The sequence below is a fragment of the Polyangium mundeleinium genome (genome assembly GCF_028369105.1).
Lineage (GTDB): Bacteria > Myxococcota_A > Polyangia > Polyangiales > Polyangiaceae > Polyangium > Polyangium mundeleinium.
On the sequence record NZ_JAQNDO010000001.1, the window covers coordinates 3,280,028 to 3,302,773 of the forward strand.

Here is a 22,746-nt window from a genome sequence, read left to right on the forward strand (position 1 = left end):
GGTTTGGGGGCAAAGCACGGCTGGGCCCTCGTCGTTTCGCCGGCGCGATCTCGGACGCAAGCCCCCGGAGCCCTTTTATGGCATGACGCTCGCCGTGCCTACGCCCCTGGCAAGCCGCCTTCCCGCCCCGGACGACGCCGATCCTACGCTCGTCTTCGACAGGTTCCTCGAGTACGTCGCCGAGAAGGAGCTCGAACTCTACCCGGCCCAGGAAGAGGCCCTGCTCGAGATCGTTGGCGGCAAGAATGTGATTCTCAACACTCCGACGGGCTCGGGGAAGTCACTCGTGGCCACGGCGATGCACTTCCTTGCGATGTCGCAGGGCAAGCGCTCGTTCTACACGTGCCCGATCAAGGCGCTCGTCAGCGAGAAGTTCTTCGCGCTCTGCCGGGATTTCGGTCCGGACAACGTCGGCATGATGACGGGGGACGCGTCGGTGAACCGCGACGCGCCGATCATCTGCTGCACGGCCGAGATCCTCTCGAACATCGCGCTGCGCGAGGGGGAGCGCGCGGATGTCGATTACGTGATCATGGACGAGTTCCATTACTACGCGGACCGCGAGCGCGGCGTCGCGTGGCAGGTCCCGCTCTTGACGCTGCCGCAGGCGACGTACCTGCTCATGTCCGCGACGCTCGGGGGCGCGGACGCGTTCGCGAAAATCCTGACGAAGCTGAACGGCAAGGAGACCGCGCTCGTGCGCTCGCGCGAGCGGCCCGTCCCGCTCGATTTCGAGTACCGCGAGACGCCGCTGCACGAGACCGTGCACGACCTCGTCCAGAAGGGGCGCGCGCCGATCTACATCGTCAACTTCACGCAACGCGCGGCGGCCGAGGAGGCGCAGAACCTCATGAGCCTCGACTACGCGTCGAAGGACGACAAGCGCGCGATCGCGAAGGCGCTCGAAGGCGTGCGGCTCGACAGCCCCTACGGCAAGGAGTTCAGCCGCTTCGTGCGCCACGGGATCGGGCTGCACCACGCGGGGCTCTTGCCGAAGTACCGGCTGCTCGTGGAGAAGCTCGCGCAGAAGGGGCTGCTCAAGGTGATCTGCGGGACGGACACGCTCGGCGTCGGCGTGAACATCCCGATCCGCACGGTGCTGTTCACGAAGCTCTGCAAGTACGACGGCCAGAAGACGGCGATCCTCAGCGTACGCGACTTCCAGCAGATCTCGGGTCGCGCGGGGCGCAAGGGCTTCGACGATCGAGGCACCGTCGTGGCGCAGGCGCCGGAGCACGCGATCGAGAACCTTCGGCTCGAAGCGAAGGCCGGAAACGATCCCGTGAAGAAGAAGCGCATCGTGCGCAAGAAGCCGCCCGAGAAGGGCTACGTGCACTGGGATCGATCGACGTTCGACCGGCTCATCGCGGGGGATCCCGAGCCGCTCGTGTCGCGCTTCTCCGTGTCGCACGGGATGCTGCTCAACGTGCTCGGGCGCGAGGGCGACGGCTGCCGCGCGATGAAGACGCTCTTGAGCGAGGTGCACGAGACCCCAGCGCAGCGCCGGATCCACAAGAAGACCGCGCTCTCGATGTTCCGCTCGCTCGTGCGCGGCGGCGTGATCGAGCTCGTGCCGCTCGCCGAGCGCGACGAGACGAACCGGCGGGTGCGGGTGAACATGGACCTGCAAGAGGACTTCACGATCAACCACGCGCTCGGGCTCTGGCTCGTGGAGACGGTGGAGTTGCTCGATCGCGAGAGCGAGACGTATGCGCTCGACGTGCTCACGCTGGTCGAGAGCATCCTGGAGAACCCCGACCTCCTCCTGATGAAGCAGCTCGACAAGCTGAAGCGGGAGAAGATGTTGGAGCTCAAAGCGGCCGGGATGGAGTTCGAGGACCGGGTCGCGGAGCTCGACAAGATGGAGTACCCGAAGCCGAACGCGGACTTCATCTACGAGAGCTTCAACGAGTTCGCGAAGAAGCACCCCTGGGTCGGGCGCGAGAACATCCGGCCGAAGTCGATCGCGCGCGAGATGTTCGAGGGCCTCTGGTCCTTCTCAGATTACGTGAAGGAGTACGAGCTCCAGCGGAGCGAGGGCCTGCTCCTCCGGTACCTCTCGGACGTTTACAAGGCGGTCGTGCAGACGGTGCCCGATCGCGAGAAGACCGACGAGCTCGACGACGTGGAGATCTTCCTCGGCGCGATCGTGCGGCAGGTGGACAGCTCGCTGCTCGAAGAGTGGGAGCGGATGAAGAACCCCGACCGCGTGATGGCGGTCGTCGAGGGCAAACCCGAGCCCAAGGAAGAGCAGTTCGACATCACCACGGACACGCGCGCGTTCGTGGCGCTCATCCGGAACGAACTCTTCTCGCTGGTGCGCGCGCTCGCGCGGAAGGACTACGTCGAAGCGACGGAGCTCGTGGAGGCCGGCGGCGAGGACTGGACGCCGCGTCGCTTCGACGAAACGCTCGCGCCGTTCTGGGAAGAGTTCGCGTCGATCCGCGTCGATCCGAAGGCGCGCAGCCCCGAGAACACGCAGATCCGCCAGTGGCCGTTCATCTGGGAGTTCTCGCAGGTCCTCATCGACGAGGAAGGCGAGAGCAGCGGCTGGGCGCTCGAAGGCGTGATCGATCTCGACAAGTCGCGCGACGCGAACAAGCCGGTGATCTCCCTGCGGCGGATCTCGTCGTAGGATGGGCGCCGTGAAGACGTCTCTGACCCCGGAAAACCTCCCCCACGCAACACTCGCGCGGCTCGCCCAGTCGAACCGCGACTTCAGTACGGCCTTCCCCGGCGAGGCCTCGCGCAGGCAGCCGGTGCACACGGTCTACGGCGGGGCGCACCTCTTCAAGGCCCGCACGTGCCAGCGATCCGGCGAGGTCGCGCTCGACGTGATGCGCACGTACGCGCCCGATCCCGTGACGTTCGCCCGCGCGCTCGGCCTCTCGTTCGCGAGCGCGCTGCCCGACGATGCGGCCGCGATCAAGGACGCACCCGTGGGCTCGCCGGGCTACCTCGCGCGTGTCGTGCACGAGCGCGTGCTCGAGAAGCTCGCGCGCGAGCCGGTGGAGGACTTCCGCATCGACTTCGAGGACGGCTACGGCAACCGCACGGACGCCGAGGAAGACGGGCACGCCGTCGCGGCGGCCGAGCAGGTCGCAGAGGCCGTGGCGAGCGGGACGGCGCCGCCCTTCCTCGGCATCCGCATCAAGCCGCTGAACGAGGAGCTCCGCGCGCGCAGCGTGCGCACGCTCGATCTGTTCGTGACGACGCTCGTGACCCGGATGGGCGGACGGCTGCCCGAGGGATTCGTCGTGACGCTCCCGAAGATCACGGTGCCCGAGCAGGTCGAGGCGCTCGTGGCGTTGCTCGAAGCGCTCGAAGCCGCACTCGCGCTCCCCCCGAAGTCGCTCCTGTTCGAGGTGATGGTGGAGACGACGCAGTCGATCTTCCTGCCGGACGGGCGCGTCGCGCTGCCGCATCTGATGGCGTTGGCGAAGGGGCGTTGCACCGGCGCGCACTTCGGGACGTACGACTACACGGCCGGATGCAGCATCACGGCAGCGCACCAGCACATGGCGCATCCGGCGTGTGATTTCGCGAAGCACGTCATGAAGGTCGCGCTCGCGGGCACGGCCGTGATGCTCTCGGACGGCGCGACGAACGTGATGCCGATCGGGCCTCATCGCGCCGCGGAGGGCGCCGCGCTCGGAGCAGCGGAGCTCGCGGAGAACCGCGCCGTGGTGCATCGGGCCTGGCGGCTCGCGCACGATCACATCCGTCACTCGCTCGTGACGGGGTTCTACCAGGGATGGGACCTGCACCCAGCGCAGCTCCCGGCGCGTTACGGCGCGGTCTACGCGTTCTTCCTGGAGGGGCTCGAAGCCGCAGGCGCGCGCTTGAAGGCCTTCCTCGACAAGGCCGCACAAGCGACCTTGCTCGGCGACGTGTTCGACGACGCTGCGACAGGGCAGGGGCTCCTGAACTACTTCCTTCGCGCGATCGCTTGCGGCGCGCTGACGGAGGCGGAAGCCGAGCAGATGACCGGGCTCGGCTCAGCCGACTTCGCGACGCGCTCCTTCGTGAAGATCCTCGCGGCGCGGAAGGGCTGAGCGGGACGATTCCCTCACCCCAGCCCCTCTCCCTCGTGGGAGAGGGGCGCAGGGTCAGCTCCCGCGGTAGGTCGAGAAGCCGTACGGGTTCAAAAGAAGGGGCACGTGGTGGTGCTCCTCTGGTGCGCGGAGGAGGAACGTGATCGACACGCTCGGGTAAAACCCCGTCGTGCCTTGCGCCGCGTAGTACACGCTCGTGTCGAACGTGATGCGGTACGTGCCCGGCTTCGGGCGCGGCTCGGACGGCAAGAGGTCGCGCAGGCGGCCGTCTGCGTCTGTCTTGCCGCGCCCGAGCTCGACGAACGCGCCACCGTCTTCGAGGCGCTCGAGCAGGACGGGGACGCCCTCTGCGGGCCTGCCGCGGCTCGTGTCGAGGACATGTGTGGTGATGGGGCTCGTGCTCATGGCGAGAGGATCTTCTCCAGGCGCAGACGGGTGATCTTTTCTTGTTCGCCCACGGCGACGCGGAGCTCTTCGGCTGCGTCGTTGTTGAGCCGCGCGCGCAGGATTGCGAGCAGCTCCTCGCCCGTCTTGCCCGTGGCGCAGACGAGGTAGATGCGGCCGAACTTCGCCTCGTAGGCGCGGTTGCCCTCGGCGATCGCGGCGCGCACGTCGTCGGCCGAGCGCGCGGCGCCGGCTTGCTCGTTTGCGGCCCACGCGGCTGTCGACTTCGAGGCCGCGGAGGGATCGCCGATGCGGGGATGGTGCGAGAAGGCCTCGTCCCAGTCGGCGACGTCGAGCGCGTTCCAGTGCCGCGATGCTGTTTCGAAGAGCTCTGCGCGGCTCTGGAACGGCCGCTCGTGGAGCATGCGATCGACCCAGCGCGTGCTGCCGCAGCAGCGTGTCAGCGCGGCGCGCGCTTCGTCGTTGGAGAGGTCGTTCAGGGGGCGGCAGTCGTCCACGGCGATGTCCTCACGGGGTGATCGGCGCGCCGTAGAGCCGGAGCCGCGCGACGCCGCCGTCGGGGAAGATGCGCAGCCGCACGTGGCTCACGGGCTCGCTCGCCTGGAGCGAGAACACGTGGCGCGTGTGCGCTTCGAGCTTTGTGCGCGGCAGGAGCTCCTTCCACGCGGCTGCTTCGAGTGCCTCGGGCGTGTCCTCTCCGCGGAGGAAACATCCTTCGAGCGCGCAGCTCTCGGGGTAGTTGCCCTTGAAGTGCGTCGTGTCGATGTCGGTGCGCACGAGCGTGCCCGCGCGACCGAGGCGCACGATGGCCCAGTCGTGGCCCGGCCCGCGGCGCCTCCGGCTCTCCCAGCCGTCGCCCATGTCGCGCGAGGGGCCGGGCAAGAGCAGGTTGCGCCGATCCGAGAAGAACTCGTCGCTCGCGCCGATGACCACGCCACCATGCTCGACGGCTGCGAGATCGAGGACGCGGTGCTCGGACAGGAGCAGGGCCCAGTCGGGCTTCACCTCGCCATAGACGCGGAAGCGCGCGACGCCGCCGTCGGGGTAGATGCGCAGTTTTACGTGCGACCAGGTTCCCTCGTCCGTGATCGCGAAGAGGTTCTGCGAGCCGGGTTTGACGGCGGAGGGAGGCAGGATCTCGGTCCACGCCACGTCCGCGCCGAGCAAGGCGTCGAGCGCCTTGTAGCCGGGCACGTAGGTCGCCTCGATGGAGACCTTCGCCGGGGCGTTGCCGAGGAAGTGGCTCGTGTCGACGTCGAAGCCTGCGATCCGGCCGGCGAGGCCGAGCCGCACGATGCACGCGTCCTCGCTGCCGGTGCGCCTGCGGCGCGACTCCCAGCCGTCCATCCACTTGCCCTGCTCGGTGTACTTGCCCGGGATGAAGACGGCCTTGCCGGGCTTGAGCAGGTTCTCCTTCGGCGCGAAGAAATCGTCGGTCGCCCAGATCGCCGCGCCGCCGAGGCGCTCCGACGCGAGATCGACCCTCGTCTCGAAATCAGCCATGTCTCTCTCTTCCTTACGCACCACGCCCCAGGAGCGGGACGCCGAGGGGCTCGTCACGGACGACGCCGCCCTCGTACACCGTTTGACCGCGAAGGATCGTCGTCTTCACCTCGCCGCGCAGCGTGCGCCCGAGGTACGGCGTCACCGGGTGGCGATGCCGCAGGATCGAAGGCTCGACGACGAACGTCGCGTCGGGATCCCAAACGACGAGATCCGCGTCGAGCCCGGGCGCGATGCGGCCCTTCTTGTGCGAGAGGCCCGCGAGCCTTGCGGGCGCCTCGCACATCCACCGCGCGAGATCCGAGAGCGTCGCGCCGCGCTGGTTGGCCTCGGTCCAGATGAGCGACAACCCGAGCTGGAGCGAGGCGATCCCGCCCCAGGCGCGCAGGAAGTCACCTTCGTTCGGCAGTTTCAGCTGCGGCGTGCACGGCGAGTGATCCGAGACGACGAGGTCGATCGCGCCGGAGACGAGCGCCTTCCAGAGCCGCTCGCGGTTGTCGCGCTCGCGGATCGGCGGCGCGCACTTGTACTCGGTGTGGCCCTCGGGGACCTCCTCCGCGGCGAGCAGCAGGTAGTGCGGGCACGTCTCGATCGAGAACGGCAGGCCCTCGGCGCGCGCGCGGCTCACGTCGTCGAGCGCGCCCGCGGCCGAGAGGTGCACGACGTGCACGGGGCCGCCGTACGTGCGGCAGAGCTCGACCATCCGGTGCACGGCCGCCTCCTCCCAGGTCGGCGGACGCGAGGCGAGGTACGTCGCGTAGCTGCGCGGATCCCCCACGGCCTCGGGCGCGTCTCCTTCGAGCTCCGCGTGCACGAGCAAGGGCACGCCGAGGCGCGCGAGGATCGGCATCGCGCGGCGCAGATCGCCCTCTTCGGCCATGGGGAAGTCGTCGATGCCCGAGTGCACGAGGAAGGCCTTGAAGCCGAGCGCGCCGGCCTCGACGAGGGGCTCGAGCTCGCGCTCGTTGCCGGGCACGACGCCGCCCCAGAAGCCGTGATCGACCCACGTTTGCCCCGCCGACGCGCGGCGCTTCTCCTCCAGCGCCGCGCGTGTCGTCGTCACGGGGATCGAGTTCAACGGCATGTCGACGACCGTGGTGATGCCGCCCGCGGCGCACGCGCGCGTGGCCGTCTCGAAGCCTTCCCACTCCGTGCGACCCGGCTCGTTGATATGCGCGTGCGTGTCGACGAGGCCGGGCATGATCACGCGGTCGCCCGCGTCGAGCGTGCGCACGCCTCGGGGCGCGGCCGAGGGATCGAGCACCGCGGCGATACGGCCGCCGGCGATCGCGATCGCAGCTTCGCGCACGCCGTCGGGCAGCACGATGCGGCGGCCCTTCAGCACCAGATCGAACGGGGCGGGATCGTGGCTCGTCATCAGGCAGGAAGCTTGGCCGAGAGGAAGGACTGGAGCTTGACGATGTTCTTCTCGTCGCGGGAGAAGCTCGGCGCCTGGTAGCTCTGGGCCCAGCCCGCCACCTCGTTCAGGAAGGCCGTGCGCGTCCCGTCGTCTTCGATGATCTCGTCGACCGTGCGGCCGCGCGCGGCGCCGCGGGTCAGTTCACGGACGTACTTCTCGAGCCGGACGTAGTCCTTGCCGAGCAGCTCCACGATGAGCGCCTTGTCGGCGGCGAGCCGATGCAGCGCGGGCGCCTCGGCGCGCACGGACGGGTTCTCGTCGAGCGCGAGCGAGGCCGCGACGCGCAGGACGAACGCGTCGTCGAGGAAGCCGAGATCCTCGATGCCGTCGGGGATGAGATCGAGCGACTTGAACAGGTAGTTGAGCCCCGCCGCCACGTACCGCCGCGCCGAGAGGGGCGCCGAGGTCGAGGCGAGCAGCTTCGCGATGTCGTCGGCATCGGCGGCGAGCGTGCGCAGCCACTCGGGGAACGTGTTCAAGCAACGGGTGTCGAGCTCGGTGGTCATGAAAGGTCCTTTCTTCTCTCGGTCACGGGGCCTTCGGCTCGTCCTTCTTTCGAGGCGGACGCCAGCCGAGCACGCGCAGCGCATTCAGTGAAAACAACTTCAGGATCTCGTCGTCCTTGCGGCCCCGCTTGCCGAGCTCGCGGGCGAGCGCGGGCAGATGCGACGCGTCCTCCATGCCCTCGGCCGGCTTGATGTCGCCGTCGAAGTCGCTGCCGATCGCGACGTGATCGATGCCGGCGACGGCGATCATGTGCTCGGCCTGCGCCACGAGATCCGCGAGCGTGGCCGCGCCGTCGGCCTTCACGAAGGGCGAATGGAAGTTCAGCCCCGCGACGCCGCCCGTGCGGCCGATCGTGCGGAGCTGCTCGTCCGTGAGGTTCCGCGGGACGTCGCAGAGCGCGCGCGCGTTCGAGTGCGTCGCGACGATGGGCGCGCCGTGCGCCTCCGCGATGGGGACGAGATCCCGGAAGCCCGCGTCGGAGAGGTGCGAGACGTCGACGAGCGCGCCCTTTTCGTAGATGCGCGCGGCGAACGCCTTGCCGAGATCCGTCAGACCGTACTTCGCGCCGCCGCCGGTCGCGGCCGAGGCGAGCTTGTTGTTCCGCGCGTGCGCGAGGCTCACGAGGCGGACGCCGCGATCGATGAAACGATCGATCGCCGTGATGTCGTCCGCGAACGCGCCCGCGCCCTCGATCGCGAGGAACGTGCTGATGCGATCGGGCTCGGCGACGCGGGAGCCGAGGGGCAGGAAGATTGCGCTCGCTTCCACGATCGACGCTGCGGCGCGGTAGATCGCCTCGGCGTCGTCGATCTTCGGGCCGCCCTTGATCTTGTCGGAGATGTAGATCGGCAGGACGACGCCGCCGTAGCCGCCCTTTTTCAGGGCCTCGATGCGCGCTTGCCCCTCGACGAGCTTGGGCGAGCGACCCTTGCCGTGGACCTGCCAGGGGACGTCGGCGTGCAGGTCGACGACCATGAAACGCGGCGTTTCCTCGCCTGCGGCAGCGGCCCCGCGCGGGCTCGCCAGGCTCACGACCAGCGAGGCAGCGCCGACGAGGATCGCGGCGAAGCGGGCCGTGAGCAGGAGCGGAGCCACGTCACGAGCCTCCGGCGAGGTAGCCGAGCAGGATGCCGAGCAGCAGCGTGCCGACCGCGATCGCCGCGGCCACGGGGACAGGCACGACGCTCTTCTGCGGAGGCGGCAGAGGCGGCGCGGGCACGATGGCCACCTGCGGGGGCATGCGAGGGATGGGCGGGCCGTGCCGCTCCGCGCTCATCTGCGTGCCGCCCGCGGGTTGCGGCGGGTAGACCACGGCGGCCGGCGCGGGCGTGCCAGGGCGCGGCGGCGAGGCCGCAGGATCGGTGTCGGCGACGGCGAACGAGCCCGACACGGGCGCCATCGGCGGCGGTGTCGAGCCCGTGGGCATCATCATCGCGCCGATGGCGGGCATCGCCGTCGTGGCGGCCGAGGCGAGCGTCGCGGCGCTCTCGTGTTGCGGGTTCCATCCGCTGTTCACCACGACCTCGGGCGCCTCGACGCGCACGAGGGCGGCGAGGACCTGGGCCATCTCGTCCGCGGTCTGGAAGCGCTTGTTCGGGTCCTTCTCCAGCGCGCGATCGAAGAAGGACGTGAAGCGCTCGAGCTGCGGGGCGTAGACGGTGATCGGGGTCGAGGGGCTGACGAGGACGGCCGTCAGACGCGTGAAGTCGTTGTCGGCTTCGAACGGGAGCTGGCCCGTGAGCATCTGGTAGAGGATCGTCGCGACCGACCAGAGATCGCTGCGCGGGTCGACGTTCTTCGCGCTCCGGATCTGCTCGGGGCTCATGTACCCGGGCGTGCCGATGAGCGCGCCGGTGCGGGTCTTGTTGCCCATGCCGCCCGCGGCATCCATGACCTTCGCGATGCCGAAATCGAGGATCTTCACGACCTCGTTGCCGCCCGGATCCTTGGCGACGAAGACGTTGTCCGGCTTGAGGTCGCGGTGGACGACGCGCTGCGCGTGGGCGGCGGAGAGAGCGGCGAGGATCTGGCTCGTGATGCGGTAGGCCTCGGGCACGGGCACGATCACCCCGCCGTCGAGCTTGTCGCCGAGCGACTGGCCGCGCAGAAGCTCCATCACGAGGTAGGGCGAGTTGTCCTCGGCGACGGCCGACTCGAGGATCGGCACGACGTTCGGGTGCACGAGGTTCTTCGTGGCGGTGACCTCGGCGAGGAAGCGGTCGCGGACCTCGGGGATGCGGGTGAACTCCTCGTGGAGGAGTTTGACGGCGCGCTTGCCCTCGCCCTGCACGCTGTCGGCTTCGTAGACGGCGCCCATGCCGCCTTCGCCGAGCAGGCGCACGAGCCGAAAGCGCCGGTTGAGGGTCGCGCCGACGAGCTTCTCGGCCGGGCTCGGAGTGGTCATGCCGGGCGAACCTTACCAGAACTTCCGCGGGGCACGCTCCCAGGACACACCCCCGATCCTGCTCCCCCGCGTCTCGCGTATGCTCGCCCCAGCCGACCCGAAAGGACGGACGCCGTGCCCAACGGACACATCCACTACGAAGCCTGTGATCAGCTCCTCTGGAAATTCACGGAGCAGGGATATCCGGAGTTTCGCATCGACCGGTATCACTACAGCCGCATCGTGCGGGTGATCCACCTGCGCGGCGTGCGCGGGTACGCGCCGGATCCTCTCTGGGAGACGTTCCAGCCGCCGGACTCCTGGCTCGGCAAGAAGGCCGAGCGCGGGGCGGTCGAGGCGTTGGCGGTCAAGTACGCGGCGGCGTTGCAGGCGCTCCTCACGTCGAACCCGAAGGACGCGCTCAGCCCGAGCGTGCGCAGCGCCTCCCTGGCGTGGTTCTCGTTCGAGGTGGGGTGGGCCGTCGTGATCGGCGACGACTTTCTGTACATGCGCATCGGCGACGAACCCCTGCGCGAGATCGAGAAGCTGGCCCCTCCCTTCCCGCCCGGCATCGAGGTGACCGATGAGATGCGCGCGTATTGGAACCAGCACAAGGCCATGTTCGCGACTGCCATCGGCGTCGACGGCCCGCAGAGCGGCATCAAGCCCGAGGATTGCGTCCACGACCTCCGCGACGTGACCGAGCTGCTCTGCTCGACCACGCCGCTGCACGAATCTCCGGGGTGGCCGCGTATCGCCGCCACGTCCGTCTACAGCGCCGAGAGCTCCGGGTTCGTCGCGGAGGCCATGCGCGCGCACGGCCTCGAGCGCGAGAGCGATCAGCTCACCCTGCGATGGCGCCGGCCCGCGGGCGAGTGAGGCCCGCGTCCGGTTTCTCTTGACAACGAAGCTCGCCCTTCAGGGCGTGGCCGCCATTCTCCCCCGCGCCGCCGGGCTCGCCCAGAGCGGCGCCGCGAGCGTCTCGCCGGACTTGCCTTTGCCGTAGAGGAAGTCGTACGCGGCCATGCTCGTCATCACGCGCTTCGTGTAGAGCCGCGTCTCCTCGTAGGGGATCTGCTCGACCCAAAGATCGAAGTCCTCGTTCGGGCGCTCGTCGACCCAGTCCTTCGGCTTCCCGCCGCCGGCGTTGTACCCGGGGATCGCGAGCAGCGGGTTGTCCTGGAACTTCGCGCGGAGGACCGAGAGGTAACGGCAGCCGAGCGCGATGTTGATCTCGGGGCGCTTCAAGGACTCCGCGTCGCCCTTCAGCTTGAGCGGCTTCGCCATGCGCTGCGCCGTGGGCACGATGAGCTGCATCAGGCCGACCGCGGCCGCGCTGGAGACGACGCGCGGATCAAAGGCGCTCTCCTCGCGCATGATCGCGTAGGCCAGAGACTCGGGGATGCCGCTGCGGGTCGCCTCGGCCGCGACGACGGGCGCGTACGGGCGCGGGAAGGCGATCTCCCACGCCGAGCGCCAGTTGCCCGCCGGGTAGTGATCGGTCCAGTCCGTGAGCTCCGCGCGGCCCGCCGGGATCGTGTTCGTCGCGGTGCGGAGGATCTGGTGCGCCTCCTTCGGCGAGCCGGCGCGGGAGAAGAGCAGCGCGGAGGCCCAGAGCACCTCGGGCGGCGCGGTGCGGGCGCCGACGCCGAGGCGATCGAGCTCGATGCGGGCGAGCCTCGACTCGCCTTGCCGCGCGAGCGCGAGGGCGCGGAGGAACTCGGTCTTGCCGAACGCCGCGCTCTTCGGCGGCGGCTCGGGGGCGGTCGCGCCTTCCCGTGCGAGGGCCTCGTCGAGCGCGCGATCGGCTGCGGCGCGGTCCTTGTCCGCGAGGCGCGCGTAGGCGAGCGACATGTAAAACGAGAGCGGGTAGTCGCGGATGACGGAGGCGAGCAGCTCCTTGCCTTGATCGAGCGCGCCCGTTTCGAGCCGCGCCCGGCCGAGGTAGTAGGGCAGGCGCCCGGCCGCGTAGTAGACGCGCTCGCGCGGGGCGCGGGTGAGGGCGCGCTCGAGCGGGGCGACGGCGCCGGCCCAGTCGCGCTTCGTCATGCGGGCGAGGGCGAGCTCGAAGAGGCCGTCGGTCGTCATGTCGCCCTGCGGGTAGTCGTCGGGCATCTTCGTGAGCATCTGCGTGAAGCGCACCTCGTCGCCGAGCTCGCGCGCGGCGAGGGCGCTCTTCAAGCGCGCGTCGTCGGCGAGCCTGTGCGTGGCGAACTCCTGTTCGAGCAGGCCGTAGCGCCGGATGGCCTCGCCATGCTGGCCGTTGCGGGCAGAGGCCTTGCCGCCGTGCCAGAGGGCCTCGACGCGGCGGGGTGTGCCGGCGCAACGCTCGATCGCGGTGCCGAAGCCGCCTTCGGCCTCGGGCTTTTTCTTCAGCCGCGCGAGGGCCTCGGCGCGGACCATCCAGGCGCCGCAGCCGAGGTCGCCGGGGGCCTGGGCGCGGGCGTCGGTGATGAGGCCGTCGGTCGTGCGCAGCGCCTCGCGGCTCTGGCCGGCGTCGAGCTGACGCTTGGCCTGGGAGAGCAGGTCGTCCTGGCTCGGGGTCTCGAAGGCCTTGCGGCGCGGGAAAGGCAAGCTGCCGAGGGCGTCGGTCTCGATCGCCTTCGCCTCGCCGTTCCCCGCGCCCGAAGGCGCCTCGTAGAGGACCCGTCGTGCAAATCCGATGGCCTCCTCGGCGTGCTCCTCGGAGGGTTTTTGCAAGAGGGCGCGGGCGACCTTGAGCGAGACCTCGACCCAGCGCGGCGGGTGCCCCGACTTGCCGAGGTAGGCGCGGTAGTGCGGCAGCGCCGCGTCGAGGTCGCCCTTGCCGAGCAGGGCGTCGGCGCGAAGGAGGCCGACCTCGGAGGCGACGGGCAGATCGGCGGGGACCTTGTCGAGGTGACGGAGGGCCTCGGCGTGCTCGCCCGCGCGTTCGGCGTGGTCCGCGGCCTGGTAACGGGCGTACCCTTCGAGGGGGCCTCCGATCGCGGCAGCCTCCCCGTAGGCGCGCGCGGCGCCGAGCGGATCCCCCGCGAGGGCGCGGAGCCGTCCGAGCTGGTAGCGGAAGGCGTGCTCGTCGTCCTTCGACGGGCGTGGCTCGGCAGCGAGGACGGCGTCGAGCTCCTTCACGGCCTCGACGTAGGCCTCGCGGGTCACGGCGGCTTTGACGGCGGCGAGGCGCGTGTCGTCGAGGAGGGGGACGGCGGCGTCCGGGTCGAAGGCGAAGCTCTCCTCGGGCGTGGACGCGGCGGCGGAGGCAGCGGCGGCGACGGGCGCGGCAGCGGCCGCGGAGGTGGGGGCGGCGGCCGCCGAGGCGGGCGCGGGGGTGGTGGGACCGGCGCCGAGGCGCGGGGCGGTCGTGACGGCGGCGCAGCCGAGGGCGACCAGGGCGGTGAGGCCGAGGCCCCAGGCCGCGCCTCGCCGGGAAAGGAACGAGCGGAGAGCCACGGCGGGAGTTTAGCCCGAAAAGCACGGATCGGCCGGAGAAAGCTGTTCGACCAAGCGCACTCGTCGACGCCTGCACGGTGCCAGGGTATAGGGGGACCCGATGCGCGGAGCGGGACGATGATGGCGGTATTCCAGGACTGGATCGCGATTCTGCTGCGCTGGCTCCACCTGATGGCGGGCATCGCGTGGGTGGGCACGTCGTTTTATTTCAATTGGTTCGACCTGTCCGTACGCCCGCCGAAGGGCAAGGTGCTGAAGGAGAACATCCGGGGCACGCTCGACGAGATCCACGGCGGCAGCTTCTACTATCACGAGCAATACTGGCCGAACGCCCACCCCGAGCGCCTGCTCGTGCATGCCTGGCCCGCGAAGACCACGCTCGTCACGGGGGCGCTCTTGCTCGCGGGGATCTACTGGTATGGCGCGCGGACGTACCTCATCGATCCGAGCGTGGCCGACATCGGGCCGACGGCGGCGGTGGGCATCAGCATCGCGTCGATCCTCGCGTGCTGGTTTTTCTACAACGAGCTTTGTTTCTTCGTTGAAAACAATCGCGTGGTGATGGCGGTGATGGCCGTGTTCGTCGCGGTGGCGGCGTACGGGTATCAACACCTCTTCAGCGGGCGCGCCGCGTACATCCACGTGGGCGCGATGCTCGGGACGTGCATGGGGCTCAACGTGTGGACGTCGATCGTGCCCCACCACATCGCGATGCGAAAACAGCTCAATGCCGGCGAGAAGCTGGATCTGCGGCATGGCGAGGAAGCGAAGCGGCGGTCGCAGCACAACAATTATTTCACGTTGCCGGTCACGTTCGCGATGATCAGCAACCATTTCGCGCTGGCGTACAACCACCACCGCGCCTGGCTGATCCTGTGGCTGCTCATGGCGGGCGGCGTATCGATCCGCCATTACCTGAACATCAGCTTCAAGTACGATCGGAAAGAGAGGTCGCTGCTCGTCGCCGTGGCGGCGGCCTTCGGGGGCGCGATGGGGCTGAGCTTCATGCGCCCGGCGCCGCCGCCGGTGGTAGGCCCGGTGGATACGGCGACGGCGATGGCGATCGTGCAAAAGCGCTGTGTGCCGTGTCATTCGCAGAAGCCGACGCACCCGACGTTCGTCGCGCCGCCGTCGGGGTTCATGCTGGACACCCCGGAGCAGGTGCTCGCGAAGGCGGAGAAGGTGGTGCAGCGGACGAGCGTGACCCGGGATATGCCGCTCGGGAACGTGACGGCGATGACGGATGAGGAGAGGGCGCAGCTCAAGGTGTGGATCGAGGGACAGGGGAAGTAGGGGCGGGGGCGTTTCGGCGGAGGGGCGGGGGCGCCGGTTTCGGGGGGCGCGAGGGAATCGCTCGTCCTGCTTGCGACACGCCCTCCGCCACCGTCGGCGGCTCTTGGCTGTGATGCCGAGCAGCCATTTCACCCGCGTGCCGCTTTCGTGGCGGTCACACGCGAGGCTCTCGTGCCCCTCGGGGGCTGTCACGTGAGCATAACGGCGGGCGGAGCGCGGCTGTTACGCGGCCGTGTCAGTGTCACGCGCCTATGACACCGACCGTCGTCCGAGCCTCTTGAACGGGGAGTCCCCGCGCGCGCGTCCTGTGGCCTGAAGCTTGCCCTTGGGCTGGCCGACGTGGGTATCACCCGCGTACCCGAAGAAACAAGGAACTTCATGAAGATACACAGGATGCTTGCATCATTGCTGGTCCTGGCACTGCCCTATGGGTCGGCTCTCGCCAGCCCCGATGGCCAGCTCAGCGACACGGCGCCGGCCGGCAATACGGGAGGCGGTTTGGCCGTGACCTCGATCGGCGCGGCGGTCACCTCCATCCCCATCCAGGTCCCACCCGGCGTCGGCGGCCTCATGCCTTCGCTGAGCGTCAATTACAACAGCAGCAGCGGCAGCGGAGACATGGGCGTGGGCTTCTCGATGGCCGCGACCTCGGCCATCAAGCGTTGTGGCCACACGCTCAGCGAGGACTTCGACGTCTATCCCATCACGTACCGCGACGACGGAGCAGGGAATTCCACCTACGCGGCGGACTGGCTCTGCATCGACGGCGTGCGCCTCGTCGGATTGGAAAACGGCCTGAAGATCGGCCGCGTTTACCGCCTCTTTCAGGACGACCACCGCCGCGTCGTCGCGGTGACCTCGCCGGACGGGCTGCCCGGCTTCGAGGTGCAGTTGCCCGACGGCTCGAAGCAATTCTACGGCACCGATGATCAGAGCCGCGTCTACAAGTTCGAGGTGGACCCCGCCGGGGGTGTCGTGAAGCTGCCCTACGCGTGGAAGTTGACCCGGGTAGAGGACGCACACGGCAATACGATGACGTACCACTACACGTACCAAGACAATTTCAACGACGCGCTGGGCACCGCCTCGCGGCTCGAGCATCGGCTGGAGCAGATTCGCTACGCGAACAACACGCGTCGGGTCGAGCTCCAGTACGACCGTCTGGCGCGCGACGAGATGATGGACGGTTTCTTCAGCAGCACGCGATATCGGCAGCCTCGAAGGCTGACGGGTATCCTGACGTTCGCCCCGTCGGCCATCGCCGCCGAGGGCGAGCGCATGGTGCGGCAGTATAAATTTCAGTACACGAACCTCGTGTCCACGACGAAGAGGTTCTTGCTGGAGAGCGTAAAGGAGTGCGTGTACGAGAACGACGGGGAGGTCTGCAAGCCCGAGACGAGCTTCACGTGGCAGAGCGGCGCGATCAACGGAGGGATCGCCCTCGAGGACGCGCAGAGCGACTTCGCCTTCGACAACGTTCTCTTCCCCGTGCATGGGAGCCCCGAGCAGGACCACGCTGCGATCTTTCAAATGACGCAGCTCGACGGCAATCACGATGGGACGACCGACCTACTCGTCGCTCCCGCAGCGGATGGAAGCAATCAGCCCCAGACATGGAGCTTCTGGGCCGTGCGCTCGACGCCGCAAGAGTCGGAGGTCATCGACACGAACATCCTCGTGCGCACGCCTCCGCCCATTCCCCAGGCGCCGGTCGAGCTCTGCGACATCGACAACCAGTGCCGCGATTACCTGCTTCCCGGTGACGCGATCGGGATCTCGAACATCGATTACAACGGCGATTCCCGCACCGACGTGATGGGCGTCGAAGGCTACACCTCGACGAATCCGATGTATCGGGGCTTCGGCGATGGCCTGCAGATCCTGGTGCAGGAGTCCACCTGCGACGATACCATTCACGACAACGACACCGAAATCTTCGCAGAGGTCCGGGAGACGGGGTTGATGTACCCCTCGCCGACCAAGGTTCCGCCCGTCGGAAACCGGATCTTGCTGGCGGTGCCCGGAGACTTCAACGGCGACGGGCTGACGGACTTGATGGCCTGCATCGAGAACGAGAACCTGGACGCGTACTTCGGCCCCGAGGCGTACAAGACGTTGCCTGGAGTCCTGGAAGGATCGAGCCTGTATCGCGGCTACTGGCACTATTTCGAGAACGAGAGCAACGGCAACTCCAGCCGCATTTACTACGACATCGACGGCGTGCTGCAAAACTACCCCTGCTCGGTCCTCGACAAGGTCCACGTCATGGACTTCGACGGGGATGGCTCGGACAACCTGATGTACATCGAAGGGTACAGCTCGGATGGCCAGGTCGAGAACGATCCGGACGGCCAGTGGCCGCCCGTGATCTCCGGGGGCCACTGGCTCAGCCCCGTGGAGCTACAGGACGAGACCTACCGCGCGATCCTGTATCGCAAGAACCCGGGCAACAATGGCAACAACTTCCACGACGTCGACACGGGTCTGCCGTTCGATTTCTACCAGCGGCTCCACGCTGCCGAGGGCGCGAACTGGGCCTGTCTGCAGGAGTATGGTGCCCTGTGCCGCGGCAACGGCCTCGGCGCGGACAAGGTGGGCGACGTCAACGGCGACGGGCTGCCGGACGTGGTGCGCTTCGAATCCGACGCCACGCTCGAAGAAAACAACCTGAGCCCGTTCGTGAACCAGCAGGACGGCGAGATGCTCGACGACTGGGGCGCGCAGTGGGAGGGCCGCATCGAGGTGTGGCTCAACATCGGTGGTCACTTCGTCCGGAGCCACGACTGGGACCACACGTATGGCGCCGCGTCCTTTCACGCGCAGTTCCTGAGCGCGCACCTCGTCGATTGGGACCGTGACGGGCGCGCCGAGCTGCTGATGCGCAACGACGCCCCCCAGGACCCGGACGCGCGTCCTCAGGTGTTCGAGTATCCGCTGAATGCGTTTGCCGCCCTGCAGTGGACCCAGACGACCTTGCCGGCCCTGCCGTGGAAGCTCGACGAGCGAATGCTGTCGCTCGGCGATTACAACGCCGATGGCTTGCTGGACGTGATGGCTCGCACCACGAATCCGGACGGCGATAGCGACCCGCACAACGACCCGTGGCTGCTCGACTTCCACATCCGGCAGGGCAATGTGCCCGACCTCCTGTATCGCGTCGCGAACGGCCACGGGGCGGCATGGTCCGTGCAGTACAAGCCCATGACCGACGTGAGCGTCTATCGCGAGTCCGAATGCTCGTGGCAGTGGCATTCTTACACGAACGACTCGGATTCACGGCCCTTCGACGCACGGCCGCTGGTGTCGAGCCTGTTCAGCCCCTTGGGAATTGCGCCGACCGTCGGGTCGCAGCGCACCAACTACTTCTACGAGGACGCGCAGCGCTACCGCGCGGGCAACCAGTTCCTCGGCTTCACCCGCCGGATGCTGAACGACGCCGGAGCGACCGGGCCGGATGCCCCAACGCAGGACTATGCCAGCGTGCGCTCGGAGCTTTACCGGCACTACCCGGAGCAACCCAACAACTTCGCCAGTGGTTCCGTCATCATTCCCAACGCGGGAAGGCTCACCGCGGCGGTCACGATGATCCGGAACACCGATCCGGAGCATCCGGAGGGAGCTCGGGCCGTCCTGGAAAACTACGCATACGATGCCCTGCTGGGAGGTGACTTCCAGGGCGATCCGGACTGGCAAGGCCCTCTTCCGGAGACGTACTACTTCCAGCCCGTGAAAATGAACTCGCGCGTGCGCACGTTCGATGACGTCGAGGCCTGGTGGGACTGCTGCTCGTCGCAGCCGTGGTACACCCTGACGCCGGAGGCCGTGGAGAATATGGTGGCGCTGGGCGACATGGTCCCGCTGACCGACCAATGGCAAGGCATTGGCTCGACGACGTATGATGTCGATTACCCGGATTCCTGCATGAGCACCATGGACATGTGGGCGACGGGCGCGCTCGATGCGCAGGGCTTTCCGACGACGTATTGCAGCGAGGACCTGATCTCCGGCGCGCGCTACGAGACCGAACTGGAATACGAGCACCGGCTCACGAGCTGGCAGCTCGGGCTGCTCCGCAAGCGCGAGGTGACGCACAAGCTCGTGCCCGCGGATCCCCAGCCGAAGATCCGCACGGTCGCGATGACGTACAACGCGTTCGGCGATACCGATCTGGTCACGGTGGAGCCGGATCTCCCGGAGCATCGCTCCTTCACGGCGTACGGCTACGACAGCTACGGCAACGTGAACTCGGTTCACGTCTGGGATGCGGAAGGCAATGATCGGACGACCGTCCTCACGTATGGCGCGAATGGCGTCTTCCCGATCACGCGCACGAACGCACTGGGTCACATCTCCTCGATGACCTGGGAGCCGGGCCTCGGGACGCGCCTCTCCTCGACCGATCCGAGCGGCGTGAAGACGATCCAAAACTACGACCGATTCGGCCGCCCGACCTTCGCGCAGGTCTGGGCCCAGAACACGCCGATGAGCCCCGGCACGACGATCACCTACGAGCCCCTGGCATTCCTGCCTCCGCGCATGATTGTGGACACGCCCGGACACGGCCACTCGAAGACGACCTTCGACGAGCTCGGCCGCCCCGCGCAGACCGTGTCGAAGGGCTTCAAGGACGAATACGAGGTGTTCCGCTATGCCCAATACGATCACCGGGGACGCCTGGTGAGGACGTCGGTGCCGGTCAAGACGGGCCAGCCGGTGGTGTGGACGAGGATGTACTACGACGTGCAGGGCCGCTTGATCGAGCGCATCGATCCGAGCGGCATCGATGGGCTCACCTCGACGCGCTGGATCTATGACGGCCTCAAGACGACGCAGATCGATCCGGACGAGAACCAGACCTGGATCCTGACGGACACGCGAGGCAACCTCGTGCGCTCGGCGGACGGCCACAAGGTCGAGGACGCGAACGTTCCCGGCAGCTACACCGAGATGTGCTACGAGTATGGCCATTTCGAGGGCATGAACCAGGTCGCCCCGTGCCAGCCGACCGCGCTGCGCTCGCCGGTGCTCATCGGGCTCGACCTCTACAACCAGCGCCTGACCCTGGACGACGCGCAGACCGGCCTGCAGACCTTCGACTACGATCCTTTGGGTCAGATGAGGCGCTCGCTCAATGCCGAGGGCGAGGAGCTCCTTCATCACTACGACGCGCTGGGCCGGCTCGACGAGATCCTGGACTCGGAAGGCGGGACCACCCTCTGGAGTTATGACGTGACGCGGCCCGGGGCCCTGCACGAGTCGGTCTCGCGCGACGGGAATTCCAGGCTCTACCTGTACGACGCCTTCGGCAGACTGAACACGACGGAGTGGACCATCAACGGTGACTCGTTCACCGTCGAAATGGACTACGATTCGTTCGGACGCCCCCTGAACGTGCGTTATCCGGACCCCTTTGCCGGCACGTCGTTCGCGGTCCAGCGGACCTACGATGCCTATGGGCACCTGCTGGAGGTCACCGGCAACGAAGGGTCCACGTTCTGGGAGCAGCTCGCGGCGGATCCCTTCGGCGGAACGCACGAGGAGCGGCTCGGCAACGGCACCCTGACGACGCGTCAATTCGATGCTTCGACCGGCAGGCTCGAGACGATCCGCTCGGTGGTCGAGCAGCAAAATACGTCCGTCACGGTGCAAGATCTCGAGGTGCAATGGACGAAGGGCATGGACCTGCACAAGCGCATCGACCACGTGCGCGAGCAGAGCGAGACGTTCAGCTACGATCCGAAGCATCAGCTCGTCGGCGCCTTGGCCGAGAAGGGCGCGGACACCAGGACCGAGAGTTACGCGTACGACCCGTTCGGCAATCTGCTGGATCGCACGGGGGTCGGCACGTACACCTACCAGAACGAGAGGCTCGCGAGCGCCGGTGACGAGCAGTTCTGGTACAACCAGAATGGCGCGCTGATCGCCCGCTCGGTGAACAGCGTGAACACCGCGCTGACCTGGGATCCGTTCGGCCGTGTGAAGTCGATCATGAGCCTGCCGGACTACGAGCTGGAGCTCGATTATGATGCCGACGGCAATCGGGTGCGGCGCTTCGACGACCAGAGCCAGACGGAGACGGTGCTGGTCGGCGAGCTCTACCGGCGCGAGCGCAAGCTCAACGAGCCGTTCGCGATGGCCAAGCATACCTACGTGGTGAAGGTAGGAGGCCGCACGGTGGCCGAGTTGACGCGGCTCTACGGCACGACGGGCAACGTGACGCAGGCCGATGTCCACTATGTGCTGGCCGATGCGCTGGGATCGACCGACCTGGTCATGGCGGCCAATGGGAACGTCGTGGAGGAGCGCAGCTACAGCCCCTGGGGCGAGGCGCGTGATCCGGACGATTGGACCGATTCGACGTTGTTCAGCACCGACTCGCTGGTGAAGCCCGGCTTCACCGGTCACGAGGGCCGGCTCGACGGAGGATTCACGTTCATGCGCGGGCGGATGTATGCACCTTCGGTGGGACGCTTCATCAGCCCGGATCCGATCGTGCAGGCGCCGTTCATGCTCGCGGACCTGAACCGCTATAGTTATGCGTGGAATCGTCCGCTTTCCGTCGTAGATCCATCGGGGCTGGACGAGGAGGGCAAGAAGGACGAGGATTGCATTCCCGTCAAGGGCGGTAAAGTCGACGTCGAGGTGAAGACCGAGGAGTTCGGGACCACGTTCCCTGGTGGTAGTGGTGGCGATGGCGGAGGGAGCGGTTCTTACTACTTCGGCAATAGCCCCCCCAGCACAGTGTATCGAAGCAAGGGCGAGAACTGGGACACGCCGCCCCAGGTCGACCCGGTGCCGGTGTCCTCGGCCGAGGCCGCAACCCTCCCCGTCTCCTACGATGGGCTCAGGAACGATATCTCGTCGGCCTTGGGCTATACTGCCATGGGTTACACTGTCCTGTCCGAATCAGCCGCTTACGTAGGCTACTTGATCACAAGCAAGGCCCAGCTCGCTCCAGAAGAGTTTCTCCCCACACTATTCGGCAAGGGCTTCGGGCTCTTCGGAGATATGCTCACGCTCGCTTCCATCGTCGCCAAGCCGAGTCAGGATCGAACCTCCCTGGATTTGGCGATAGGTACGGCAGCCGTGGCCGATCTGGACGCCATGGGGTTCGGATTGATTGCGTACGTCGTCGAAAGTAAGTCGCTTGCGCTCGGGGCTACTGTCGCCGGATACGCTGCGACCTACGCGGGATTCCTTATGACCTGGTTCCAGATAGGCGCGGGGTCCCGTCCGGACCTCACGGAGAAAGAGATCGGGATGTGCATTCCAGTAGGCGGAAATGTCTACAATGTCGTCACGGCAAATCCGGAGAGATTCAATCCCTCGTCGGACCCCTATGAACGGGCGTGGAATGAATTTAGCGAGAATCTGTTCGACTTCGCGTACCCGCAGCCCCTGACCCGGATCGAACACGACCCAGCAGAGTAGCTTCAGACACCCGCCACACGTACGGCGACGGCGCGCCCGTCGCCGTACCCCCTCCCTCCGCGCATGTTCCCGTGCGACCAGGTAAAGCTGGTTGTGCCGTACCTCCACCGCGCGGACGTCCCGTCCTCAGGGAAACCAGGACATCAGGCGTTCGACGTGGTGCCGTCGGCCCCAGGGGACGGTGTCGAGTCCCCGAAGACACGAGGTCGCTGGAGTTCGACGCGGGCTCGTCCCTTTCGAGGGACGGTGCCGAGTCTCCGGAGATACGAGGTCGCTGGATTCCGACGCGCGGCCGTGGGGCCGAGGGACGATGTCGAGCCTCC

General features: G+C 67.7%; 13 protein-coding genes. 5 read left to right on the forward strand and 8 right to left on the reverse strand.

Translation table 11 applies throughout. The annotated features are described in order from the left end of the window. Nucleotides 1–94 precede the first annotated feature (94 nt). Both POL67_RS13315 and POL67_RS13320 read left to right on the forward strand, forming a co-directional pair. Nucleotides 95–2,635, forward strand: coding sequence for a DUF3516 domain-containing protein (locus tag POL67_RS13315; protein WP_308789525.1), 2,541 nt, complete (start codon nt 95–97; stop codon nt 2,633–2,635). A 1-nt stretch (nt 2,636) separates the two neighbouring features. Further along, a complete protein-coding gene (locus tag POL67_RS13320) occupies nt 2,637–4,055 on the forward strand; it encodes a DUF6986 family protein (protein WP_271917668.1) in 1,419 nt (472 codons plus the stop codon). Nucleotides 4,056–4,109: 54 nt separating this feature from the next. Here the strand turns inward: POL67_RS13320 and uraH are convergent, their stop codons facing one another. The 7 genes from uraH to POL67_RS13355 are packed head-to-tail and all read right to left on the reverse strand — an operon-like array spanning nt 4,110 to nt 10,294. Beyond that, nucleotides 4,110–4,460, reverse strand: a complete 351-nt coding sequence (uraH, locus tag POL67_RS13325; protein WP_271917669.1) for a hydroxyisourate hydrolase — start codon at nt 4,458–4,460, stop codon at nt 4,110–4,112. After that, nucleotides 4,457–4,957, reverse strand: a complete 501-nt coding sequence (uraD, locus tag POL67_RS13330; RefSeq protein ID WP_271917670.1) for a 2-oxo-4-hydroxy-4-carboxy-5-ureidoimidazoline decarboxylase — start codon at nt 4,955–4,957, stop codon at nt 4,457–4,459. Before uraD ends, uraH begins: the two co-directional genes overlap by 4 nt. 10 nt (nt 4,958–4,967) lie before the next feature. Next, nucleotides 4,968–5,963, reverse strand: a complete 996-nt coding sequence (gene alc, locus POL67_RS13335) for an allantoicase (protein WP_271917673.1) — start codon at nt 5,961–5,963, stop codon at nt 4,968–4,970. 13 nt (nt 5,964–5,976) lie between these two features. Continuing rightward, complete coding sequence (allB, locus tag POL67_RS13340) at nt 5,977–7,341, reverse strand: allantoinase AllB (RefSeq protein WP_271917675.1); 1,365 nt, start codon at nt 7,339–7,341, stop codon at nt 5,977–5,979. Next, a complete protein-coding gene (locus tag POL67_RS13345) occupies nt 7,341–7,889 on the reverse strand; it encodes a DUF1232 domain-containing protein (RefSeq protein ID WP_271917676.1) in 549 nt (182 codons plus the stop codon). Before POL67_RS13345 ends, allB begins: the two co-directional genes overlap by 1 nt. 22 nt (nt 7,890–7,911) lie before the next feature. Further along, the gene (locus POL67_RS13350) at nt 7,912–8,985 is read right to left on the reverse strand and encodes a dipeptidase (RefSeq protein ID WP_271917677.1); all 1,074 of its coding nucleotides are present in this window, start codon (nt 8,983–8,985) and stop codon (nt 7,912–7,914) included. A gap of 1 nt (nt 8,986) precedes the next feature. Further along, entirely contained in the window at nt 8,987–10,294 is a 1,308-nt protein-coding gene (locus POL67_RS13355; RefSeq protein WP_271917678.1) for a serine/threonine-protein kinase, read from the reverse strand. A gap of 114 nt (nt 10,295–10,408) precedes the next feature. Here POL67_RS13355 and POL67_RS13360 point away from each other — a divergent pair, with 114 nt between their 5' ends. Beyond that, nucleotides 10,409–11,152, forward strand: coding sequence for a hypothetical protein (locus POL67_RS13360; protein WP_271917679.1), 744 nt, complete (start codon nt 10,409–10,411; stop codon nt 11,150–11,152). Between the two features lie 39 nt (nt 11,153–11,191). Here the strand turns inward: POL67_RS13360 and POL67_RS53580 are convergent, their stop codons facing one another. Next, nucleotides 11,192–13,699 (reverse strand): transglycosylase SLT domain-containing protein, encoded by a 2,508-nt coding sequence (locus POL67_RS53580; RefSeq protein WP_271917680.1) that lies wholly within the window; start codon nt 13,697–13,699, stop codon nt 11,192–11,194. Between the two features lie 117 nt (nt 13,700–13,816). On the opposite strand from POL67_RS53580, the gene POL67_RS13370 reads away from it, so the two are divergent. Both POL67_RS13370 and POL67_RS13375 read left to right on the forward strand, forming a co-directional pair. After that, on the forward strand, nt 13,817–14,992 hold the full coding sequence (locus POL67_RS13370) for a urate hydroxylase PuuD (RefSeq protein ID WP_271917681.1): 1,176 nt from the start codon (nt 13,817–13,819) through the stop codon (nt 14,990–14,992). 393 nt (nt 14,993–15,385) lie between these two features. Further along, complete coding sequence (locus tag POL67_RS13375; protein WP_271917682.1) at nt 15,386–22,423, forward strand: RHS repeat-associated core domain-containing protein; 7,038 nt, start codon at nt 15,386–15,388, stop codon at nt 22,421–22,423. Nucleotides 22,424–22,746: the final 323 nt, after the last annotated feature.

Coding starts and splice junctions, on each gene's coding strand:
- POL67_RS13320 (WP_271917668.1), top strand. CDS start 2,637: ATGGGCGCCGTGAAGACGTCTCTGACCCCGGAAAACCTCCCCCACGCA.
- uraH (WP_271917669.1), bottom strand. CDS start 4,460: ATGAGCACGAGCCCCATCACCACACATGTCCTCGACACGAGCCGCGGC.
- alc (WP_271917673.1), bottom strand. CDS start 5,963: ATGGCTGATTTCGAGACGAGGGTCGATCTCGCGTCGGAGCGCCTCGGC.
- allB (WP_271917675.1), bottom strand. CDS start 7,341: ATGACGAGCCACGATCCCGCCCCGTTCGATCTGGTGCTGAAGGGCCGC.
- POL67_RS13345 (WP_271917676.1), bottom strand. CDS start 7,889: ATGACCACCGAGCTCGACACCCGTTGCTTGAACACGTTCCCCGAGTGG.
- POL67_RS13355 (WP_271917678.1), bottom strand. CDS start 10,294: ATGACCACTCCGAGCCCGGCCGAGAAGCTCGTCGGCGCGACCCTCAAC.
- POL67_RS13370 (WP_271917681.1), top strand. CDS start 13,817: ATGATGGCGGTATTCCAGGACTGGATCGCGATTCTGCTGCGCTGGCTC.
- POL67_RS13375 (WP_271917682.1), top strand. CDS start 15,386: ATGCTTGCATCATTGCTGGTCCTGGCACTGCCCTATGGGTCGGCTCTC.